Raw genomic sequence first — 15,779 nt, 5'->3', positions numbered from 1 at the left:
GCCCATCATGCAGACCCCGATTTCCCAGATTTCCTCCCCGAATGCGACGCCGGCGCCGGCCCGGCGCGACATGCCGTCCGGCAGCGCTCCCGAAGGCGACTTCCAGCGCACCCTGAACCGCCAGCTGGAACAGCGCCAGGCCAGCGGCCGCGCCCAGGCGCAAACGCCGGCGCAGGCTGCGGCCAAGCCTGCTTCGCCGGCCCCGGCCCCGGCCCCGGCGCCAGCGGCCAGCAAGGCGAACGAACAGGCGGCCGCCGAGCAGGCCCATGCCGGCTCGGCCAAGGAAGCGGCGCCGGCCGACAAGGACAGCGACAGCAGCGAATCGGAAGAGACGACGGCGGCGGAAGCCAAACCACCGGCCGACCCGGTCGCCGACATGCTGGCCCTGGTGGGCAGCATCAAGCTGGCGATGCAGCAGCCGGCCAATGGCGGCGCGGCGGCCGGCGACGCCGGCGCGCGCGGCTTGGCCAAGCTCGACGGCAAAAGCATCAGCGCGGCGCAGCTGCTGGCCGGCCAGAAAGCGGCCGGGACCGGGACCGGGACCGGCACCGATACCAGGACCGAGACTGTACTTGACGATGGCAAGGGCGGCGGTTTTGCCGCCAGCCTGGGCAAGGCGCAGGCCGGCGCCACGGTGCAGGCCGGCAAGCCTGACGCGGGCAAACTGGCGCTCGACGCGCAACTGGCCGCCACCGCCAAGGCCGGCTCGGCGCTGGCCGAACCGTTGCCGAAGGAAGCCGCACCCGACCTGACCCGCCTGGCCGCGACGCTGGCGCCGGGCGCCCTGCAGCAGGCAGCGGCGGCGGCAGTGCCGGCCGACAAGCTGATGGGCCGTGTCGGCACGCCGGCCTGGGACCAGCAGCTGGGCCAGAAAGTGGTGTGGATGGCGGCCGGCGGCGACCAGAGCGCCACCCTGACCCTGAATCCGCCCGACCTCGGCCCGCTGCAAGTGGTGCTGACGGTCACCAATGACCAGGCCGACGCCGCCTTCATGTCAGCCCAGCCGGAAGTACGGCAAGCGCTGGAAGCGGCGCTGCCGCGCCTGCGCGACATGATGGCCGAGGCCGGCATTGCGTTTGGCAGCGCCACCGTGTCGGACGGTGCGCCCCAGCAGAACAACAGCCAGCGCGAGGGTAGCGGTAGTGGACGCGGCGGCAATCAGGGCGGCGCGGTGTCGGGCGGCGAGATCGCCATCACCCAAGGCGCGGGACGCGGCAGGCCGTCGCTGGGCGAAGTCGATACCTTTGCCTGAAAGTTTCTGCTGCAAAAAACAAGTTGAGCGCGCTTGCGCCCTCTTTTCGACAGTTGGTTCTGCGCATCCTTTGCCGATAATGACATAATGGCGTCGTGATCCACTTCCATGCAGTTGAGTACCATTGAAAGCAAATCCAAAAATGAAAGCAGATCCGAAAGCCGATGCGGCACTGGCACCTGCGGGAGCGTCAAAGAAAAAGCTGATCATCATCATTCTCGCCTCGGTGCTGGTGGCCGGCGGCGTGGGCGGTGGCGCGGCCTGGTATTTCTTGCATGGCAAGGGCGATGCGGAAGAAGCGTCGCCGTCGAAGAAAAAGAAACATTCCGCAGCGAAAGCCGGTCCGCCCGTATTCGTGCCCATCGATTCCTTTACCGTCAACCTGCAGCCGGAAAACGGCGAGCAATACCTGCAGATCGCGTTTACGCTGCAAGTGGCGAACGCCGAGGAAATGGAAACGATCAAGCTGAACATGCCCAAGGTGCGCAGCCGTTTGTTGCTGCTACTGTCGGGCAAGAAGGCGTCCGAGCTCAATACCGTGGAAGGCAAACAACAGCTGGCGGCGGAAATCATCAACCAGGTGAACCAGCCGTTCGAGGACAAAGGGCCGGAGCAGGACGTGACGGACGTATTATTTACCGCATTTATCATTCAATAAGCAGCCATGGCCGATAATTTCCTTTCCCAGGAAGAAGTCGATGCCCTTCTGAAGGGCGTCAACGGAGACCAGGACGACGCGCAGGCACCGGAAGACGTCACGGGCGTACGGACCTACAACCTGGCGACCCAGGAACGCATCGTGCGCGGCCGCATGCCGACGCTGGAGATTATCAACGAGCGTTTCGCGCGCTTGCTGCGGGTGGGCCTGTTCAACTTTTTGCGCCGCAGCGCCGAAGTGTCGGTGGGCTCGGTGCGCGTATCGAAATACAGCGAATTCATCCGTAACCTGGTGGTGCCGACCAATCTGAACCTGGTGCACATGAAGCCGCTGCGCGGCACGGCCCTGATGGTGTTCGATCCGGGCCTGGTGTTCTTGCTGGTCGACAATCTGTTCGGCGGCGACGGGCGTTTCCATACGCGCGTCGAAGGCCGCGACTTCACCCAGACCGAGCAGCGCATCATTTTGCGCATCCTCGATATCGTCTTCGAGGCGTACACGAAATCGTGGGAACCGGTGTTCCCGGTCGAGTTTGAATATATCCGCTCTGAAATGAATACCCAGTTCGCCAATATCGCCACGCCGAACGAGGTGGTGGTGGCGTCGACCTTTACGGTCGAACTCGGTTCCGTGTCGGGCCAGATCCACTTCTGCATGCCGTACTCGATGATCGAGCCGATCCGCGATTCGCTGACCTCGAGCCTGCAAGGCGAGGCGCTGGAAGTGGACAAGCGCTGGATCCGCCTGATGACGCAGCAGATCCAGATCGCCGAAGTGGAACTGGTGGCGTCCCTGGGCACGGCGCGCGTGTCGTTCGACGAAATCCTCAACATGAAGGTGGGCGACATCATTCCACTGAATATCCCGGAACTGATCGCCGCGACGGTGGACGGCGTGCCGGTGATGGATTGCACTTACGGCGTATTGAACGGACAATATGCATTGAAGGTCGAGAAACTGCTGGCCAATGCCGACAACATCAATAATCACTAGTAATTAGCAAGCGGGCCGCACGGCTGCCTGCATCTGTACAACAGGAGAAACACATGTCCGACAACCAAGACGACCAAAGCATGGACGACGACTGGGGCGCGGCGATCGCCGAGCAGGCGAAAGCAGAAGCCGAGGCGCTGCAAAACGCGGCCGCCAATACCGCCAGCGCGGCCAGCGCCGCCGTATTCAAGGATTTTTCGAAACAGGCGTCGAAGTCGGAAACCCATAACGATATCGATTTCATCCTCGATATCCCGGTGCAACTGACCGTGGAACTGGGCCGCACCAAGATCGCCATCAAGAACCTGCTGCAACTGGCGCAAGGTTCCGTGGTCGAGCTCGACGGCCTGGCCGGCGAGCCGATGGACGTGCTGGTCAACGGCTGCCTGATCGCGCAAGGCGAAGTGGTGGTGGTAAACGACAAGTTCGGCATCCGCCTGACCGATATCATCACGCCATCCGAACGTATCCGAAAACTCAATAAATGAAGCCTGGCCTGTTGATTTCCACCCTGCTGCTGCCGCTGGCGGCGGCCTGCTGCATGGCCCGGGCGGCCGATGCGCCAGCCAGCGCGCCGGCCACGCCAACCATCGAGGCCGCCGCAGCGCCTGCCGATACCGCTGCCGCTGCTGCTGTAGTGCCGGCAGCGGCGCCTGCGGCCGCTGCTGCGCCTGCAACCGCCCTGCCCGCCATGCCGCCCGGCGCGCCGATGACGATGGCGCCGACGGCGTCGAGCGGCAGCCTGCTGCAAACCATTTTTGCCCTGATGTTCGTGCTGGCCCTGCTGATCGGCCTTGCCTGGGCCATGAAACGCTTTGGTCCGAAAGCGCTGGGCGGCAACAGCAAGATGCGCGTGGTCAGCTCGCTCAATCTGGGCGGGCGCGAACGCATCGTGCTGATCGAAGTGGCCGACCAGTGGATCGTCGTCGGCGCCTCGCCCGGCCGTGTCAATGCGCTGGCCACCCTGCCGCGCCAGGAAGGCGAGCCGCCGGCCTTGTCGAACGCGCAAAACGGCCCGGCCGCCGCGAATTTTTCCGAATGGCTGAAACAGACCATTGAAAAACGCAATGGCAAATAAGCAGGCGCAGACGTTGAACAATCCGAAGACGATATTGAAATGGCTGCTGGCCGGCGTCGCGCTGGCCTTGCCGCTGTGGGCCCTGGCCCAGCCCGGCATTCCGGCCTTTAACAGCGCGCCGGCGCCTGGCGGCGGAGTGGCCTATTCGCTGCCGCTGCAAACCCTGATCCTGATGACGTCGCTGACGTTCCTGCCGGCGGCCTTGCTGATGATGACCTGCTTTACCCGCATTATCATCGTGCTGTCCTTGCTGCGCCAGGCGATCGGCACGCAGTCGGCGCCGCCGAACCAGGTGCTGGTGGGCCTGGCCCTGTTCCTGACCCTGTTCGTGATGGGCCCGGTGTTCGACAAGATCTACACCGACGCCTACCTGCCCTACCAGGAAAACAAGCTGAGCATGCAGCAGGCGCTCGACAAGGGCGTCGATCCCTTGAAAACCTTCATGCTCAAGCAGACACGCCAGGCCGACCTGGCCCTGTTCGCCAAGATGTCGCGCACACCGGCCCTGCAAGGGCCGGAAGACGTGCCGCTGCGCATCCTGGTGCCGGCCTTTGTCACCAGCGAACTGAAAACGGCGTTCCAGATCGGCTTTGCGATTTTCATTCCCTTCCTGATCATCGACATGGTGGTGGCCAGCGTGCTGATGTCGATGGGCATGATGATGATGTCGCCGGCCACCATTTCGCTGCCGTTCAAGCTGATGCTGTTCGTGCTGGTCGACGGCTGGCAGTTGCTGCTCGGCTCGCTGTCACAGAGTTTTTACTAGGGACCCGCGATGACCCCCGAAAGCGTCATGACAATTGGCCGCCAGGCCATGGAAATCACCCTGATGGTGGCAGCGCCCATGCTGCTGGTGGCGCTGATCATCGGCCTGATCGTCAGTATTTTCCAGGCCGCCACGCAGATCAACGAGGCCACCCTGTCGTTTATCCCCAAGCTGGTGGGCATCTTTGTCGCCATCGTGGTGGCCGGGCCGTGGATGCTGTCCGTGATGCTCGACTACATGCGCCAGGTATTTACCGGCATTCCGAACCTGGTCAACTGAACGTGCGGCAAGGGCATCGGCCGTGCTGACACTGACCAGCATCGAACTCAATACCTGGATCGCGGCACTGCTGTGGCCGCTTAGCCGCATCCTCGGCCTGGTGGCGGCCGCGCCGCTGTTCGGCAATGCCGCCCTGCCCATCAGCGTCAAGGTCAGTCTGGGCATGCTGCTGGCCATGATCATCGCGCCCACCGTGCCGGCGCTGCCGGCCACCGATCCGCTGTCGATGGCGGGCCTGCTGATTTTGACGCAGGAAATGCTGGTCGGCCTGACGATGGGTTTTTCGATCCGCATCGTGTTTGCCGCCATCGAGATGGCCGGCGAGATCAGCAGCCTGACCATGGGCCTGGGCTTTGCCTCGTTCTTCGATCCGCAGACCAAGGGCCGCTCGTCGGCCATCAGCCAGTTTCTGACCATGCTGGCCACCCTGATGTTCTTGACCGTCAATGGCCATCTGGTGCTGCTGGCGGCGCTGGCCGAAAGCTTTGTCAGCCTGCCGATTTCCGCCAGCCCGATCCACAGCGGTGGCTTCCAGCAACTGGCGGCCTGGGGCGGCGAAATCTTCCGTTCGGGCGTGCAGATTTCCTTGCCCATCGTTGCCGCCCTGCTGCTGACCAACGTGGCGCTGGGCATTTTGACGCGCGCCGCGCCGCAGCTCAATATTTTCGGCATCGGCTTTCCCGTCACCCTGGGCGTGGGCCTGCTGGTGCTGGCGATGGTGCTGCCCTACCTGGCCACGCCGTTCCAGAACATGTTCCTGCGCGGCATAGAAACGGCGCGCCTGCTGCCGCGCGGCTTTGCCGAGCGCGACCGGCCGCCACCGCCGCCGGCCAAACCGCTGCGCCCGGCGCCACCAGCATCACCTGTCACGCCATTAACGCCGCCTTAAATGACTAAAAACAGCGGGCCGGAAAAAATGCCGATGGCGGCGTTGCGGCTTCCTTGCCGTACATGCAAGTGCCTGTTCCATGTGCCAGACCAACGCCGCAGCTGACAGATGTGGCACCAGTCACGCCAATGACTGCAGCAATCCCAAGCACCAGCATAGTACGTCGCAATGACTTGATCGTCAGACGCACGGTTTCTCCACGCAGGCTGTAACGTTCAGCGAGGCTCAGTGTACGGTGTTGCCGATTGGCCAAGCAAGAAGTTTTGTCGGGCGTTCTTAATGTTGCTGCTCGCCGCTGAGCGCAAAACGCCAGCGCCAGCTGTCAAAATGCAGTGTCAGGCCGTGGTATTTCACCAGGTAGCGCACGCCGACGGCCGCCGCCGCAAAGCCGGACAAGGCGCCGATGCCCAGCGCCCAGCGCGGGCCGAACACATCGGCGACCCAGCCGACGATGGGGGCACCCAGCGGCGTGCCGCCGGCCGAAATCGCCAGCACGATGGCCATCACGCGTCCGCGCATGGCTGGCGCCGTCGACAGCTGCACCGCGCTGTTGACGGTGGTGGTAAAGGTCTGCGCGGCAATCCCGATAATCACCAGGGTCACGCCGAACAGCCAGTAATTGGGCATCACGGCGGCCAGCGCGCAGCCAAAGCCGAACAGCGCGGCCGCACCCAGCAGCAGCGCCAGGCGCGGCTTGTCGCGCCCGGCCGCCATCAGGGCGCCGGCCACCGAACCGCAGGCCATGATGGAGCTGAGCACGCCATACTGGCTGGCGCCCGCATGGAAGGCCGTCACCGACATGGTCGACAAAAAGATCGGGAAATTCAGACCGAAGGTGCCGATCAAAAACAGCATCAGCATCACCGACACCAGGTCGGGCCGCGAACTGACGTAGCGAAAGCCCTCGGCCAGACCGGCGCGGCTGGCCTTGATGCGTGGCGCGGCGCGCAGCAAGGAGGTGCGCAGCAGCAACAACGAGCCGATCACGCCGGCAAACGAGAACGCGTTGATGATGAACACCCAGCCGGTGCCGACGCTGCTGATCAACAACCCCGCCACGGCCGGGCCCAGCATGCGCGCCGCGTTGAACGAGGTGGAATTCAGGGCCACGGCGTTGCCGAGGTCCTGCTCGCTGACGATTTCGGAGACAAACGTCTGGCGCACAGGTGCGTCGAAGGCCGTCACGCAGCCGAGCAAGAAGGCGAACACATACACATGCCACAGCTCCACCCGGCCGCTGATGCACAACAATCCCAGGCCCAGCGCCAGCAACCCCATCGCCGCCTGGGTGCACAGCAGCAGCTTGCGCCGGTCCAGCAGGTCGGCCGCCATGCCGGTCAATGGCAGCAGCAGCAACTGCGGACCGAACTGCAGCGCCATGACGATGCCGACGGCGCTGGCATTGTGCTGTGTCAGTTCACTGAGCACCAGCCAGTCCTGCGCGGTGCGCTGCATCCAGGTGCCGACGTTGGAGACCAGGGCACCACCGGCCCAGATACGGTAATTGGGATTCTTGAGCGAGCGGAAAGTGTTGAGCATCTGTTAGTGGGGGGCCTCCTGGCCTGGGTCGGTATTCAAGATGGTTTATTGAGTGTTCAGTCCGCCAAACGTTTGAGCAGCGCCATGGCCTGCCGCAGCTGCATGGCTTCGTCCATGGTCAGCCGGCTTTCAATGGTGCGCGCCAGCCAGTCTTCGCGCGCCGCACGGCTGGCCTTGATCAGCGTGCGGCAATGCCCGGTCAGGCTGAGGATGGTTTGCCGCTTGTCGAGCGGGTCGGGCGCGCCCGTCACCAGCTGCGCGTCCGTCAAGGCCAGCACGGTGGCGGCCATCGATTGCGGACGCATGCCTTCGGCGCGCGCCAGGCTGCTGGCGGTGGCCGGGCCATCGCGTTCGAGCCGGCTCAGCACCGATGCCTGCGAGGGCGTGACGTCGGCGATATGGGCTTCTTCGCGCAGGCGGCGGCGCAGCTTGCACACTTCGATGCGCAATGCGCTGGCCAGCAGCAGGACTTGTTCGTGGTGGTCGGTGGTGGACATAAGGACGTGGGGTATTGAACGGCCTCAAGTATAACAGATATGCAGGCAGACTGCACAGTTAGGCTGCGTATTGCTTTTACCTAAAAAAAAGCCGGGGTGGAAGCAAGCTCCCTGCCCCGGCCAGTTGGCGGCGTCAGTTGATGTAATTAAACAGTGACAGCCCCGACACCTGGGTAAACGTTTTCTGCGCGGCCTGCAAGGTGATCTGCTGCTGGGTGAACAGCGAGACGGTCTTGACCATGTCCAGGTCTTGCAAATCGGACAAGGTGGCCGAGTATTGCAAGTCGAGGTCATCGCCGGCGCTCGCCAGGTAGTCGAGTTCCTTCATGCGCGCGCCCACTTTGGCCGTGACCGACAGCACATTATCGTAGGCCGTGCTGAGGACGCTGCTGGCCGCGCTCAGGTTGTTGGCCAGGCGAGCCTGGCCGGCGTCGCCATTGCCCGACAGGCGCAGCGAGCCGATCAAATTGGTCACGGTGGTAAACAGCGACTCCTTGGAACTCGGCGCCACGGCAAAGCTGTCCTGGTCGCCCGGTTTGCCGCCGATGATGACCTGCTGACCGTCGAAGTTGATCGCATCGCCCGACTTGTACGTCATCGGCACGGCGGGATTGGGCACCGTCTGGCCCAGAGTCAGGTCGTTGATGGTGTAGCTGGTGACGGCGGCGTCGCCGGTGCCGGTCACGCTGAACTTGATCTCGTATTTGTTGCCGGTCAGCTTGCTGGCGTCGGTAACGGTGCTGCTGGTAACGATGCCGGCGCCGCCGCGCGCATAATTGCCGCTGTCGGGAGTGACGGTAAATTTGCCGTTGCCCGTCATATTGTCTTCGAACACTGCGGCGCCGGAATCGCTGGTAGGCAGAAAACGCGCCGAGCCCACCTGCAGCTCGCGCTGGCCCTGGTCGCCCGCATAGGCGGCGCCGGTCGGCGTCTGGCTGAACGGCTGGGTGCTCGATTTGTAGCCGCCAAACAAGTAGCCGCCGGCGCCGTCGGCCGTATTGGCGATGCCGAGCAAGTCGGTCATGCGTCCTTCGAGCTCTTTCGCGATGGTCTCACGCTCTTCGTTGCGCAAGCCCGGATTGCCGGCCTTGACCACCAGTTCCTGCACGTCGGCGATCAGGTTGGTGGCGCTTTTCAGCGCCAGTTCTTCCTGCGACAAAAAATTGGTGGCGTTCGAGCGGTTGGTCACGAACTGGGTATTGAGCGACTGCGATTGCGTCACTTCCAGCGCGCGCGCCGAGGCGATCGGATCGTCGGCCGGCGTCAGGTTGCGGCGGTTGGTCGACAGCTGCATCTGCGTGCGGTTCAAGGCGCTCTGCAAATTGTTCAGCTGGGTGCTGCCCTGCTCGTAAATCATTCGTGTGCTGATGCGCATGATGCTGCCCTTCCTGATGGCGGCGGCGAAGCCGCTGCAAAATAATGATTAGCGTCCGAGGCCGATGACCACGTCGAACAGGGTACTGGCAATCTGCATGACCTTGCCGCACGCCTGGTAGGCCTGCTGGTAGCGCAGCAAATTGGCCGCCTCTTCATCGAGGTTGACGCCCGATACAGCCTGCTGCTGGTTGGTGGTCTGTTCCAGCAGGGCCTGGCTTGCCAGGCCGCTGACCTGCACTTCACGCGTCTTGTTGCCGACAAAGCTGACCGCTTCCGCATACGAACCCTGGAAGGTGGCATTGCCGCCATCGAGGATGTTTTTCGTCTGCAAGGCCGCCAGCGCCACCGCATTGCGGTTGTCGCCGACCCCACCCTTGTTCGGAGAAATCGTGTAGGTGTCGCCGTTGGCCGGCGCGCCCGTCATCGTCACACCGATGCCGCCAAAGCTGAAATGGTCGCCTGCCGTGTAGGCAATGCTGGCGGTGCCGGCCGGATACGTGGTGCTGTTGCCATCGAGCCCCTTGACGGTCACGGCCTTGTCTGCCGGAAAGCCGCTGAGAGCATTGCTTGCCTTGTTGTACGTCAACGTGACAGGTGTCGTTAGCGCGTTGCCCGCTGCCAGGTAATTCTTGTCGACGGTGCCGGCAGACAACTTGCCGCTGCCGGTATTGCTGACCGGCGCGCCAGTGGCGATCGGCGCCGCCGCGGCGAGCTTGTTGCGGTCGTTAATCAGCACGCCCAGGCCGGCGGCCACGCTGGCGGTCGGCCTGATGACGTAGTTGTCGCCTTCGGCAGCCGTGCCCGAGACCGAAAAATCCACGCCGTCGATGGTTTGCGGCCCGGTTTGCGGGTAGGGATTGATGACGGTGCGCGCACCGTCGCTCTGGCGCGTCACCACATAGTTGTTGCCATCGTAGCGCATGTTGTAGTCGCTGGCCGTCAGCGCGCCTGGGTCGCTGATCTTGGCCGACAGCACGGTGGTGCTCGACGCGCTGTTGAGACGGCTCGCGCCAATCTGCGGGTCGGGGATCTTGAAAAAGTCGCCGCCCATGTCGCCGTTCAGGTCCTGGCCCAGCTTGTGCTGTTCGTTGAAGGTGGTGGCGAGCCCGGCGGCGACCTTGCCCAGCGAGTTCTGCACGCGGTCCAGGGCGCCGCTACGAAACTCCAGCAAGCCGCCCAGGGAGCCGCCTGCCAGCGCGTTTTCCGGCAAGATTGTCACACTGCTGCCGGTGACGTAGCCCACTTCGACCCGGTTCGGGTCCGTCAGCGACGGCGTGGCGGCCAGTTCGAAACTGCGGTTGGCCACCACCAGCGGCTGGCCCGAGCCGATCGACAGGGTGATGGTGTTGTTCGATCCCGGCTGCGCCGTGGTCTTGACGTACTTATTGAGTTCATTGACCAGCTGGTCGCGCTGGTCGAGCAGGTCGTTTGGCTGCAGTGCCGGGTCGACCGTCAGCTGCGAAATCGAGACATTGAGTTCGGCGATCTGCTTGGCATAGGTGTTGATCACCGCCACGTTCGAGGTAATTTGCGAATCGACACCGGCACCGATTTCCGAAAGGCGCGCGCTGAGACCCTGGAAACGGCCCGTCAGCGAACTGGCGCTCGACAGCAGTGCCTGGCGCGAGGCCACCGATGACGGGTTGGAACTGAAGTCCTGCACGCCCTTGAAAAAATCCTGCAGCGACGGCGAAAGGCCGGCCGTCGAGTCGGCCAGCATATTGTCGATCTGGCTGATCTGGGTGTAATAAGCGTTGAGTGAACTGGTGCTGCTTTGCGCAGCATTGACCTGGGTCGACATGAAACTGTCGTACTGGCGCTTGATCTGCGACACCTCCGTGCCCGTGCCCACATAGCCATAACCGGCGTAATTGGCATTGGCCGTCTGCTGCTGCACGGTCTGGCGGTTGTAGCCGGCCACGTTCACGTTGGTGATGTTATGGCCGGTCGTCGACAGGCCCACCTGCGCTGCGAGCAAGCCACTTTTACCGATGCTGAGGAGATTCGAGGTCATGGTGTCTTTGTAGGTTCCTGTCCTGTTTGTTTACGGCAGCGGTGGCAAAAACTTGAAGCCGGCGTTCACCGCCAGCCGCGGCACACCCTAGCCGACCAGCGAACCCTTGATGATTTTGGTCAGTTTGGCAGCATAATTGGGATCGGTGGCATAGCCGGCTTTTTGCAGGCCGTGCGCAAAGGCGCTGGCGTCGCCGGCGGCGGCCAGCACTTTTTCATAGCGTTTATTGCCAGTAATTAACTGTGCATAATCCTTGAAGCTGTCCGCATAGCTGTCGTAGGCGCGGAATTTCTCGACCTTGCGCTGCGCCTTGCCATTGACGTATTCGGTGGTGACCGCCTCCATGACCTTGCCCTTCCAGTCGCCGGTGGCCTTGATGCCGAACAGGTTATGGCTGCTGCTGCCGTCGCGGCCGACGATTTCGCGCTTGCCCCAGCCCGTTTCGAGCGCCGCCTGGCCCAGCATGAACTTGGCCGGGATGCCGGTGCTGCGGCTCGCTTCCTCGGCGTGTACGCCGAGCTTTTCCTGGAAAGCGCGCACATGCGGCGCCTGGCTGGCATTGGCCTTGTCGCTCAGGGTCTTGCCGGCCGGTGCCGCGCCGTCCGTGACGGCGCCCTGCTGCTGGCGGAAGGCGGCCAGCGCGGCGGCCATGCTCGATGCACGCGGCGAGGCGGCGGCCTCGCTGTCCGGCAGCGCCTGGTTGGCCGACAATTGCCGCAGCAACACATCGGCCAGGCCGGTGCCGCGCTTGGCCAGGCTCTGGCTGGTCTGCTGGTCCAGCATCGAGGTATACATCTTGCTTTGCTGGCTATCCATGATGCCGTCCTGCGGCGTGGCGTCGCGCATGCTTTTCATCATCATGTTGATGAACATGGCTTCGAACTGCGTGGCCGCCTCTTTCAGCGCGGCAGGATCTTTTGCCTTGGCGGACTGGCGCAAGCCATCCATGCCCTTGACGTCATAGGCGGCGGTGTTGCTGAGGTCGGTTTGGCTGATCATGGCAGGCCCCATCAAATGATTTCAAGTTCGGCGCGCAGGGAGCCTGCCGCCTTCATGGCCTGCAGGATGGCCAGCAGGTCCTGCGGCGAGGCGCCGATGGCGTTGAGGGCCTTCACCACGTCGGACAGTGCGGCGCCGCCCTTGACCAGCATCACCTTGCCCGGTTCCTTCTTGATATCGATCTGTGCCGTCTGCGTGACCACCGTGGTGCCGCCCGACAAAGGCGGCGGCTGGCTCACTTGCGGCTCGGTATTGATGGTGACCGACAGGTTGCCGTGCGAAATGGCGCACGTTTCCAGGGTCACCGACTGGTTCATCACCACCGAACCGGTACGCGCATTCATGATGACCTTGGCGGCCAGGCGGGCCGGATTGACTTCGATGCTTTCGAGCTGGCCCAGGAAGGCCACGCGCTGGTCGCTGCCCGGCGGCGTGCGCACCTGGATCACGCGACCGTCAAGGGCGGCGGCGGTGCCGGGGCCATAGCGGCTGTTGACGGCGTCGACCACCCGGCTGGCGGTGGCGAAATCGGTGGCGTTCAGTTCCAGGCGGATGATGTCGTTGGCCCCCACCGAACTGGCCACGCTGCGCTCGACCGTGGCGCCGCCGGAAATGCGGCCCACGCTCAGATGATTGACGGTGACGGAACTGCCGGCCGCCTGCGCGCCCACGCCGCCGACCAGCACATTACCCTGCGCCATGCCGTATACCTGGCCGTCGGCGCCCTTCAAGGGCGTCATCAGCAAGGTGCCGCCGCGTAAGCTCTTGGCGTTGCCCATCGACGACACCGTCACGTCGAGCATCTGGCCCGGCTGGGCAAACGCCGGCAAGGACGTCGTCACCATCACGGCGGCGACGTTTTTCAGTTGCAGGCTGGAGCCCTGCGGCAGGTTGATGCCCTGCTGCTGCAGCATCGCCGCCACGCTCTGGATGGTAAACGGGGTCTGGGTGGTCTGGTCGCCGCTGCCATCGAGGCCCACCACCAGGCCATAGCCCATCAGCTGATTCTGGCGCACGCCGGCGATACTGGCCAGGTCTTTCAGGCGTTCGGCCTGCGCCAGCGGCGCAATCGTTGATGCCGCCAGTGCGCAGGCGACCAGCAGGCGGGGAAAAGTAAGCTTGGCCATGATCAGAACGGCAACAGGCTGAGGAAGAAGCGCGAGGCCATCGAGGCCATCTCGGCGCGGTCGATCTGGCTGTTGGTGCGGTATTCCACGCGCGCATCGGCCACCTGGGTCGACGGCACCACGTTGCCGATACCAATGGTATCGGGATTGACCATGCCCGAGAAGCGGATGAATTCGGTGCCCTTGTTCATCGCGATCTGTTTTTCGCCAGCCACGATCAAGTTGCCGTTCGGCAGTTCCTCGATCACCGTCACGCCGATCGTGCCGGAAAAGGTATTGCTGGCCGACTGGTTGTCGCCATCGGCATGCTTGAGCGCGCCATTGGCCGCCACCGTGCCGCCGAAGCGCCCCTGCAGCAGGCCCGGCGTGCTGAAACTGGCGCTGTTCGATTTGTTGCCCGAGCTGGCGCCCGACTTGACGGCGTTGGTGCGTTCGGTAATGGCGATGATCAGGGTATCGCCCACATGGCGCGCGCGGCGGTCTTCGAAGGCCGGACGGTAGGTCGACTGCTGGTAGATGGCGCCGTTGCTGGCCACCACCGGTTCGGGCATCGGCGCGCGCGTGGTGGTCGGGTAAGGCACGATCGAGGTGGGGGTGACGGCGCAGCCGGACAGGATGGCTGCAGCAAGCAAGGCGATGATGGGGTAATTGATGGAACAAGACATGGTAAGCCTCCGCTGCCATCCGTGGGCGGATGGCATGACAAAAATTTAGAGCTGTGAGAGTTTCTGCAACATCTGGTCGGACGTGGTGATGGCCTTGCTGTTGATCTCGTAGGCGCGCTGCGTCTGGATCATGTTGACCATTTCCTCGGCCACGTTGACGTTCGAGGTTTCGATATAGCCCTGCATCAACAAGCCAGCGCCATTGGTGCCCGGCGTATTGGTCTGCGCCACCCCCGAGGCGCCCGTTTCCATGTACAGGTTTTCGCCTTTCGATTCCAGGCCGGCCGGATTGACGAAGGTGGTCAGCTGCAAGGCGCCGATCTGCGAAGGCGCGGCAACGCCGGGCAAGGTGACGGAGACGGTGCCATCGCGCGCCACCGTCAGGCTCAGCGCATTGGTCGGCACGGTAATGGCGGGCTGGATCACGAAGCCTTCGGAGGTGACCAATTGACCGTTGGAATCGGTCTGGAACGAGCCGTCGCGCGTGTAGGCAGTGGCGCCATCGGGCAGCAGCACCTGGAAAAAGCCGGTGCCGTTGATCATCACGTCGCGCGAGTTGCCGGACGCCTGGGGATTGCCCTGCGTGTGGATGCGTTCGGTGGCGACGGTGCGCACGCCGGTGCCGATCTGCAGGCCCGATGGCAGCTGGGTCTGCTGAGACGACTGCGCGCCAGGCTGGCGCACGTTCTGGTACAGCAAGTCTTCGAACACGGCGCGCGACTTCTTGAAGCCGGTGGTGCTGACGTTGGCCAGGTTATTGGCGATCACGTCCATCTGCGTTTGCTGCGCTTCCAGGCCGGTCTTGGCAATCCAAAGGGAACGTATCATGATTTTTCTCCAATAACAGCGCGCGCAGGCCCTGTGACAATTTCTATGTGACCATTATGCGGCTCGCCCTATCAATTCAAAGCGAGGATCTGGGTGGCTTTCGCCGCGTTGTTCTCGGCATTCTTGAGCAGGCTCATTTGGGTTTCGAACTGGCGCGCCAGCGCAATCATCGTCACCATCGAGTCGACCGGGCTGACATTGCTGCCCTCCAGCGCGCCGGTGGTCAGCTTGACCGTCTGGTCGGCCTGCGGCACGCTGCCGTCCTTGACGCGGAACAGGCCATCGTCGCCACGCACCAGCATCTGCTCGGGCGGATTGACCAGCTTGATGCGGCCCAGCACCGTCGACGGCCCCGGCGGCACATCGGTGGAAATCGTGCCGATGGTGCCGTCGCCGGCAATCGTCACCGTCACGCCAGGCGGCACGGCCAGCGGCCCCGTATCGCCCTGCACCATCAGGCCGGACTGGGTTTGCAGCATGCCGTTTTCATTGAGCTTGAGGGCACCGTTGCGGGTATAGGCCTCCGATCCATCGGCCGACTGCACCGCGATCCAGCCGTTGTTCTCCACCGCCACGTCGAGCGCGCGCCCGGTATGGATCATCGGGCCCTGCTCGAAGTTGGAGCCGACCGTCGAATCGACGACAAAGGTGCGCGTCGGCATCATGCCGTCCGCCACCACCGGCACCGCGCGAAACGAATCGAGCTGGGCCCGGAAGCCGGTGCTGGTCGTGTTGGCCAGGTTGTTGGCGGTGGTCGCCTGCTTGTCCAGGATGTGCTTGGCGCCCGAGCTGGCGGTGTAGATAAGACGATCCATGTG

At 63.5% G+C, this 15,779-nt stretch carries 17 protein-coding genes; 8 read left to right on the top strand and 9 right to left on the bottom strand.

Annotation, left to right across the window (positions count from 1 at the left end; translation table 11 throughout):
* Nucleotides 1-7 precede the first annotated feature (7 nt).
* The 8 genes from ASR47_RS06015 to fliR all read left to right on the top strand — a co-directional run bounded on the left by ASR47_RS06015 (nucleotide 8) and on the right by fliR (nucleotide 5,915).
* A complete protein-coding gene (locus ASR47_RS06015) occupies nucleotides 8-1,252 on the top strand; it encodes a flagellar hook-length control protein FliK (protein ID WP_150127701.1) in 1,245 nt (414 codons plus the stop codon).
* Nucleotides 1,253-1,394: 142 nt separating this feature from the next.
* Nucleotides 1,395-1,910, top strand: a complete 516-nt coding sequence (fliL, locus tag ASR47_RS06010) for a flagellar basal body-associated protein FliL (RefSeq protein ID WP_065306850.1) — start codon at nucleotides 1,395-1,397, stop codon at nucleotides 1,908-1,910.
* Nucleotides 1,911-1,916: 6 nt separating this feature from the next.
* A complete protein-coding gene (fliM, locus tag ASR47_RS06005) occupies nucleotides 1,917-2,903 on the top strand; it encodes a flagellar motor switch protein FliM (RefSeq protein ID WP_065306849.1) in 987 nt (328 codons plus the stop codon).
* A gap of 53 nt (nucleotides 2,904-2,956) precedes the next feature.
* The gene (gene fliN, locus ASR47_RS06000) at nucleotides 2,957-3,391 is read left to right on the top strand and encodes a flagellar motor switch protein FliN (RefSeq protein ID WP_065306848.1); all 435 of its coding nucleotides are present in this window, start codon (nucleotides 2,957-2,959) and stop codon (nucleotides 3,389-3,391) included.
* Nucleotides 3,388-3,981, top strand: a complete 594-nt coding sequence (gene fliO / locus ASR47_RS05995) for a flagellar biosynthetic protein FliO (protein WP_065306847.1) — start codon at nucleotides 3,388-3,390, stop codon at nucleotides 3,979-3,981. The genes fliN and fliO overlap by 4 nt, the downstream gene beginning before the upstream one ends.
* Nucleotides 3,971-4,747: a flagellar type III secretion system pore protein FliP gene (gene fliP, locus ASR47_RS05990; protein WP_065306846.1), complete on the top strand. Its 777-nt coding sequence runs from the start codon at nucleotides 3,971-3,973 to the stop codon at nucleotides 4,745-4,747. Before fliO ends, fliP begins: the two co-directional genes overlap by 11 nt.
* Before the next feature lie 9 nt (nucleotides 4,748-4,756).
* On the top strand, nucleotides 4,757-5,026 hold the full coding sequence (fliQ, locus tag ASR47_RS05985) for a flagellar biosynthesis protein FliQ (RefSeq protein ID WP_065306845.1): 270 nt from the start codon (nucleotides 4,757-4,759) through the stop codon (nucleotides 5,024-5,026).
* A 22-nt stretch (nucleotides 5,027-5,048) separates the two neighbouring features.
* Nucleotides 5,049-5,915, top strand: coding sequence for a flagellar biosynthetic protein FliR (fliR, locus tag ASR47_RS05980; protein WP_065306844.1), 867 nt, complete (start codon nucleotides 5,049-5,051; stop codon nucleotides 5,913-5,915).
* 276 nt (nucleotides 5,916-6,191) lie between these two features.
* Here fliR and ASR47_RS05975 read toward each other — a convergent pair whose 3' ends face one another.
* The 9 genes from ASR47_RS05975 to ASR47_RS05935 form a co-directional block, all read right to left on the bottom strand.
* Entirely contained in the window at nucleotides 6,192-7,454 is a 1,263-nt protein-coding gene (locus ASR47_RS05975) for an MFS transporter (RefSeq protein ID WP_065306843.1), read from the bottom strand.
* 56 nt (nucleotides 7,455-7,510) lie between these two features.
* The gene (locus ASR47_RS05970; protein WP_065306842.1) at nucleotides 7,511-7,951 is read right to left on the bottom strand and encodes a MarR family winged helix-turn-helix transcriptional regulator; all 441 of its coding nucleotides are present in this window, start codon (nucleotides 7,949-7,951) and stop codon (nucleotides 7,511-7,513) included.
* A gap of 133 nt (nucleotides 7,952-8,084) precedes the next feature.
* Entirely contained in the window at nucleotides 8,085-9,326 is a 1,242-nt protein-coding gene (gene flgL / locus ASR47_RS05965; protein WP_065306841.1) for a flagellar hook-associated protein FlgL, read from the bottom strand.
* Nucleotides 9,327-9,374: 48 nt separating this feature from the next.
* Nucleotides 9,375-11,342: a flagellar hook-associated protein FlgK gene (flgK, locus tag ASR47_RS05960; protein WP_065306840.1), complete on the bottom strand. Its 1,968-nt coding sequence runs from the start codon at nucleotides 11,340-11,342 to the stop codon at nucleotides 9,375-9,377.
* 87 nt (nucleotides 11,343-11,429) lie between these two features.
* Complete coding sequence (gene flgJ, locus ASR47_RS05955; protein ID WP_065306894.1) at nucleotides 11,430-12,341, bottom strand: flagellar assembly peptidoglycan hydrolase FlgJ; 912 nt, start codon at nucleotides 12,339-12,341, stop codon at nucleotides 11,430-11,432.
* A gap of 11 nt (nucleotides 12,342-12,352) precedes the next feature.
* Nucleotides 12,353-13,468, bottom strand: a complete 1,116-nt coding sequence (locus ASR47_RS05950) for a flagellar basal body P-ring protein FlgI (RefSeq protein WP_065306839.1) — start codon at nucleotides 13,466-13,468, stop codon at nucleotides 12,353-12,355.
* A gap of 2 nt (nucleotides 13,469-13,470) precedes the next feature.
* On the bottom strand, nucleotides 13,471-14,133 hold the full coding sequence (locus ASR47_RS05945) for a flagellar basal body L-ring protein FlgH (RefSeq protein ID WP_065306838.1): 663 nt from the start codon (nucleotides 14,131-14,133) through the stop codon (nucleotides 13,471-13,473).
* 45 nt (nucleotides 14,134-14,178) lie between these two features.
* Nucleotides 14,179-14,961, bottom strand: a complete 783-nt coding sequence (flgG, locus tag ASR47_RS05940; RefSeq protein ID WP_065306837.1) for a flagellar basal-body rod protein FlgG — start codon at nucleotides 14,959-14,961, stop codon at nucleotides 14,179-14,181.
* A 71-nt stretch (nucleotides 14,962-15,032) separates the two neighbouring features.
* Nucleotides 15,033-15,776 carry a flagellar basal body rod protein FlgF gene (locus tag ASR47_RS05935; protein WP_065306836.1) on the bottom strand — a complete coding sequence of 248 codons (744 nt, stop codon included), beginning with the start codon at nucleotides 15,774-15,776 and terminating at the stop codon, nucleotides 15,033-15,035.
* Nucleotides 15,777-15,779: the final 3 nt, after the last annotated feature.

Origin of the sequence: Janthinobacterium psychrotolerans, assembly GCF_001677885.1 — a bacterium.
GTDB classification, from domain to species: Bacteria; Pseudomonadota; Gammaproteobacteria; order Burkholderiales; family Burkholderiaceae_D; genus Janthinobacterium; species Janthinobacterium psychrotolerans.
Note: the sequence above shows the minus strand (reverse complement) of the source record. Positions and strands in the feature narration are given on the sequence as shown.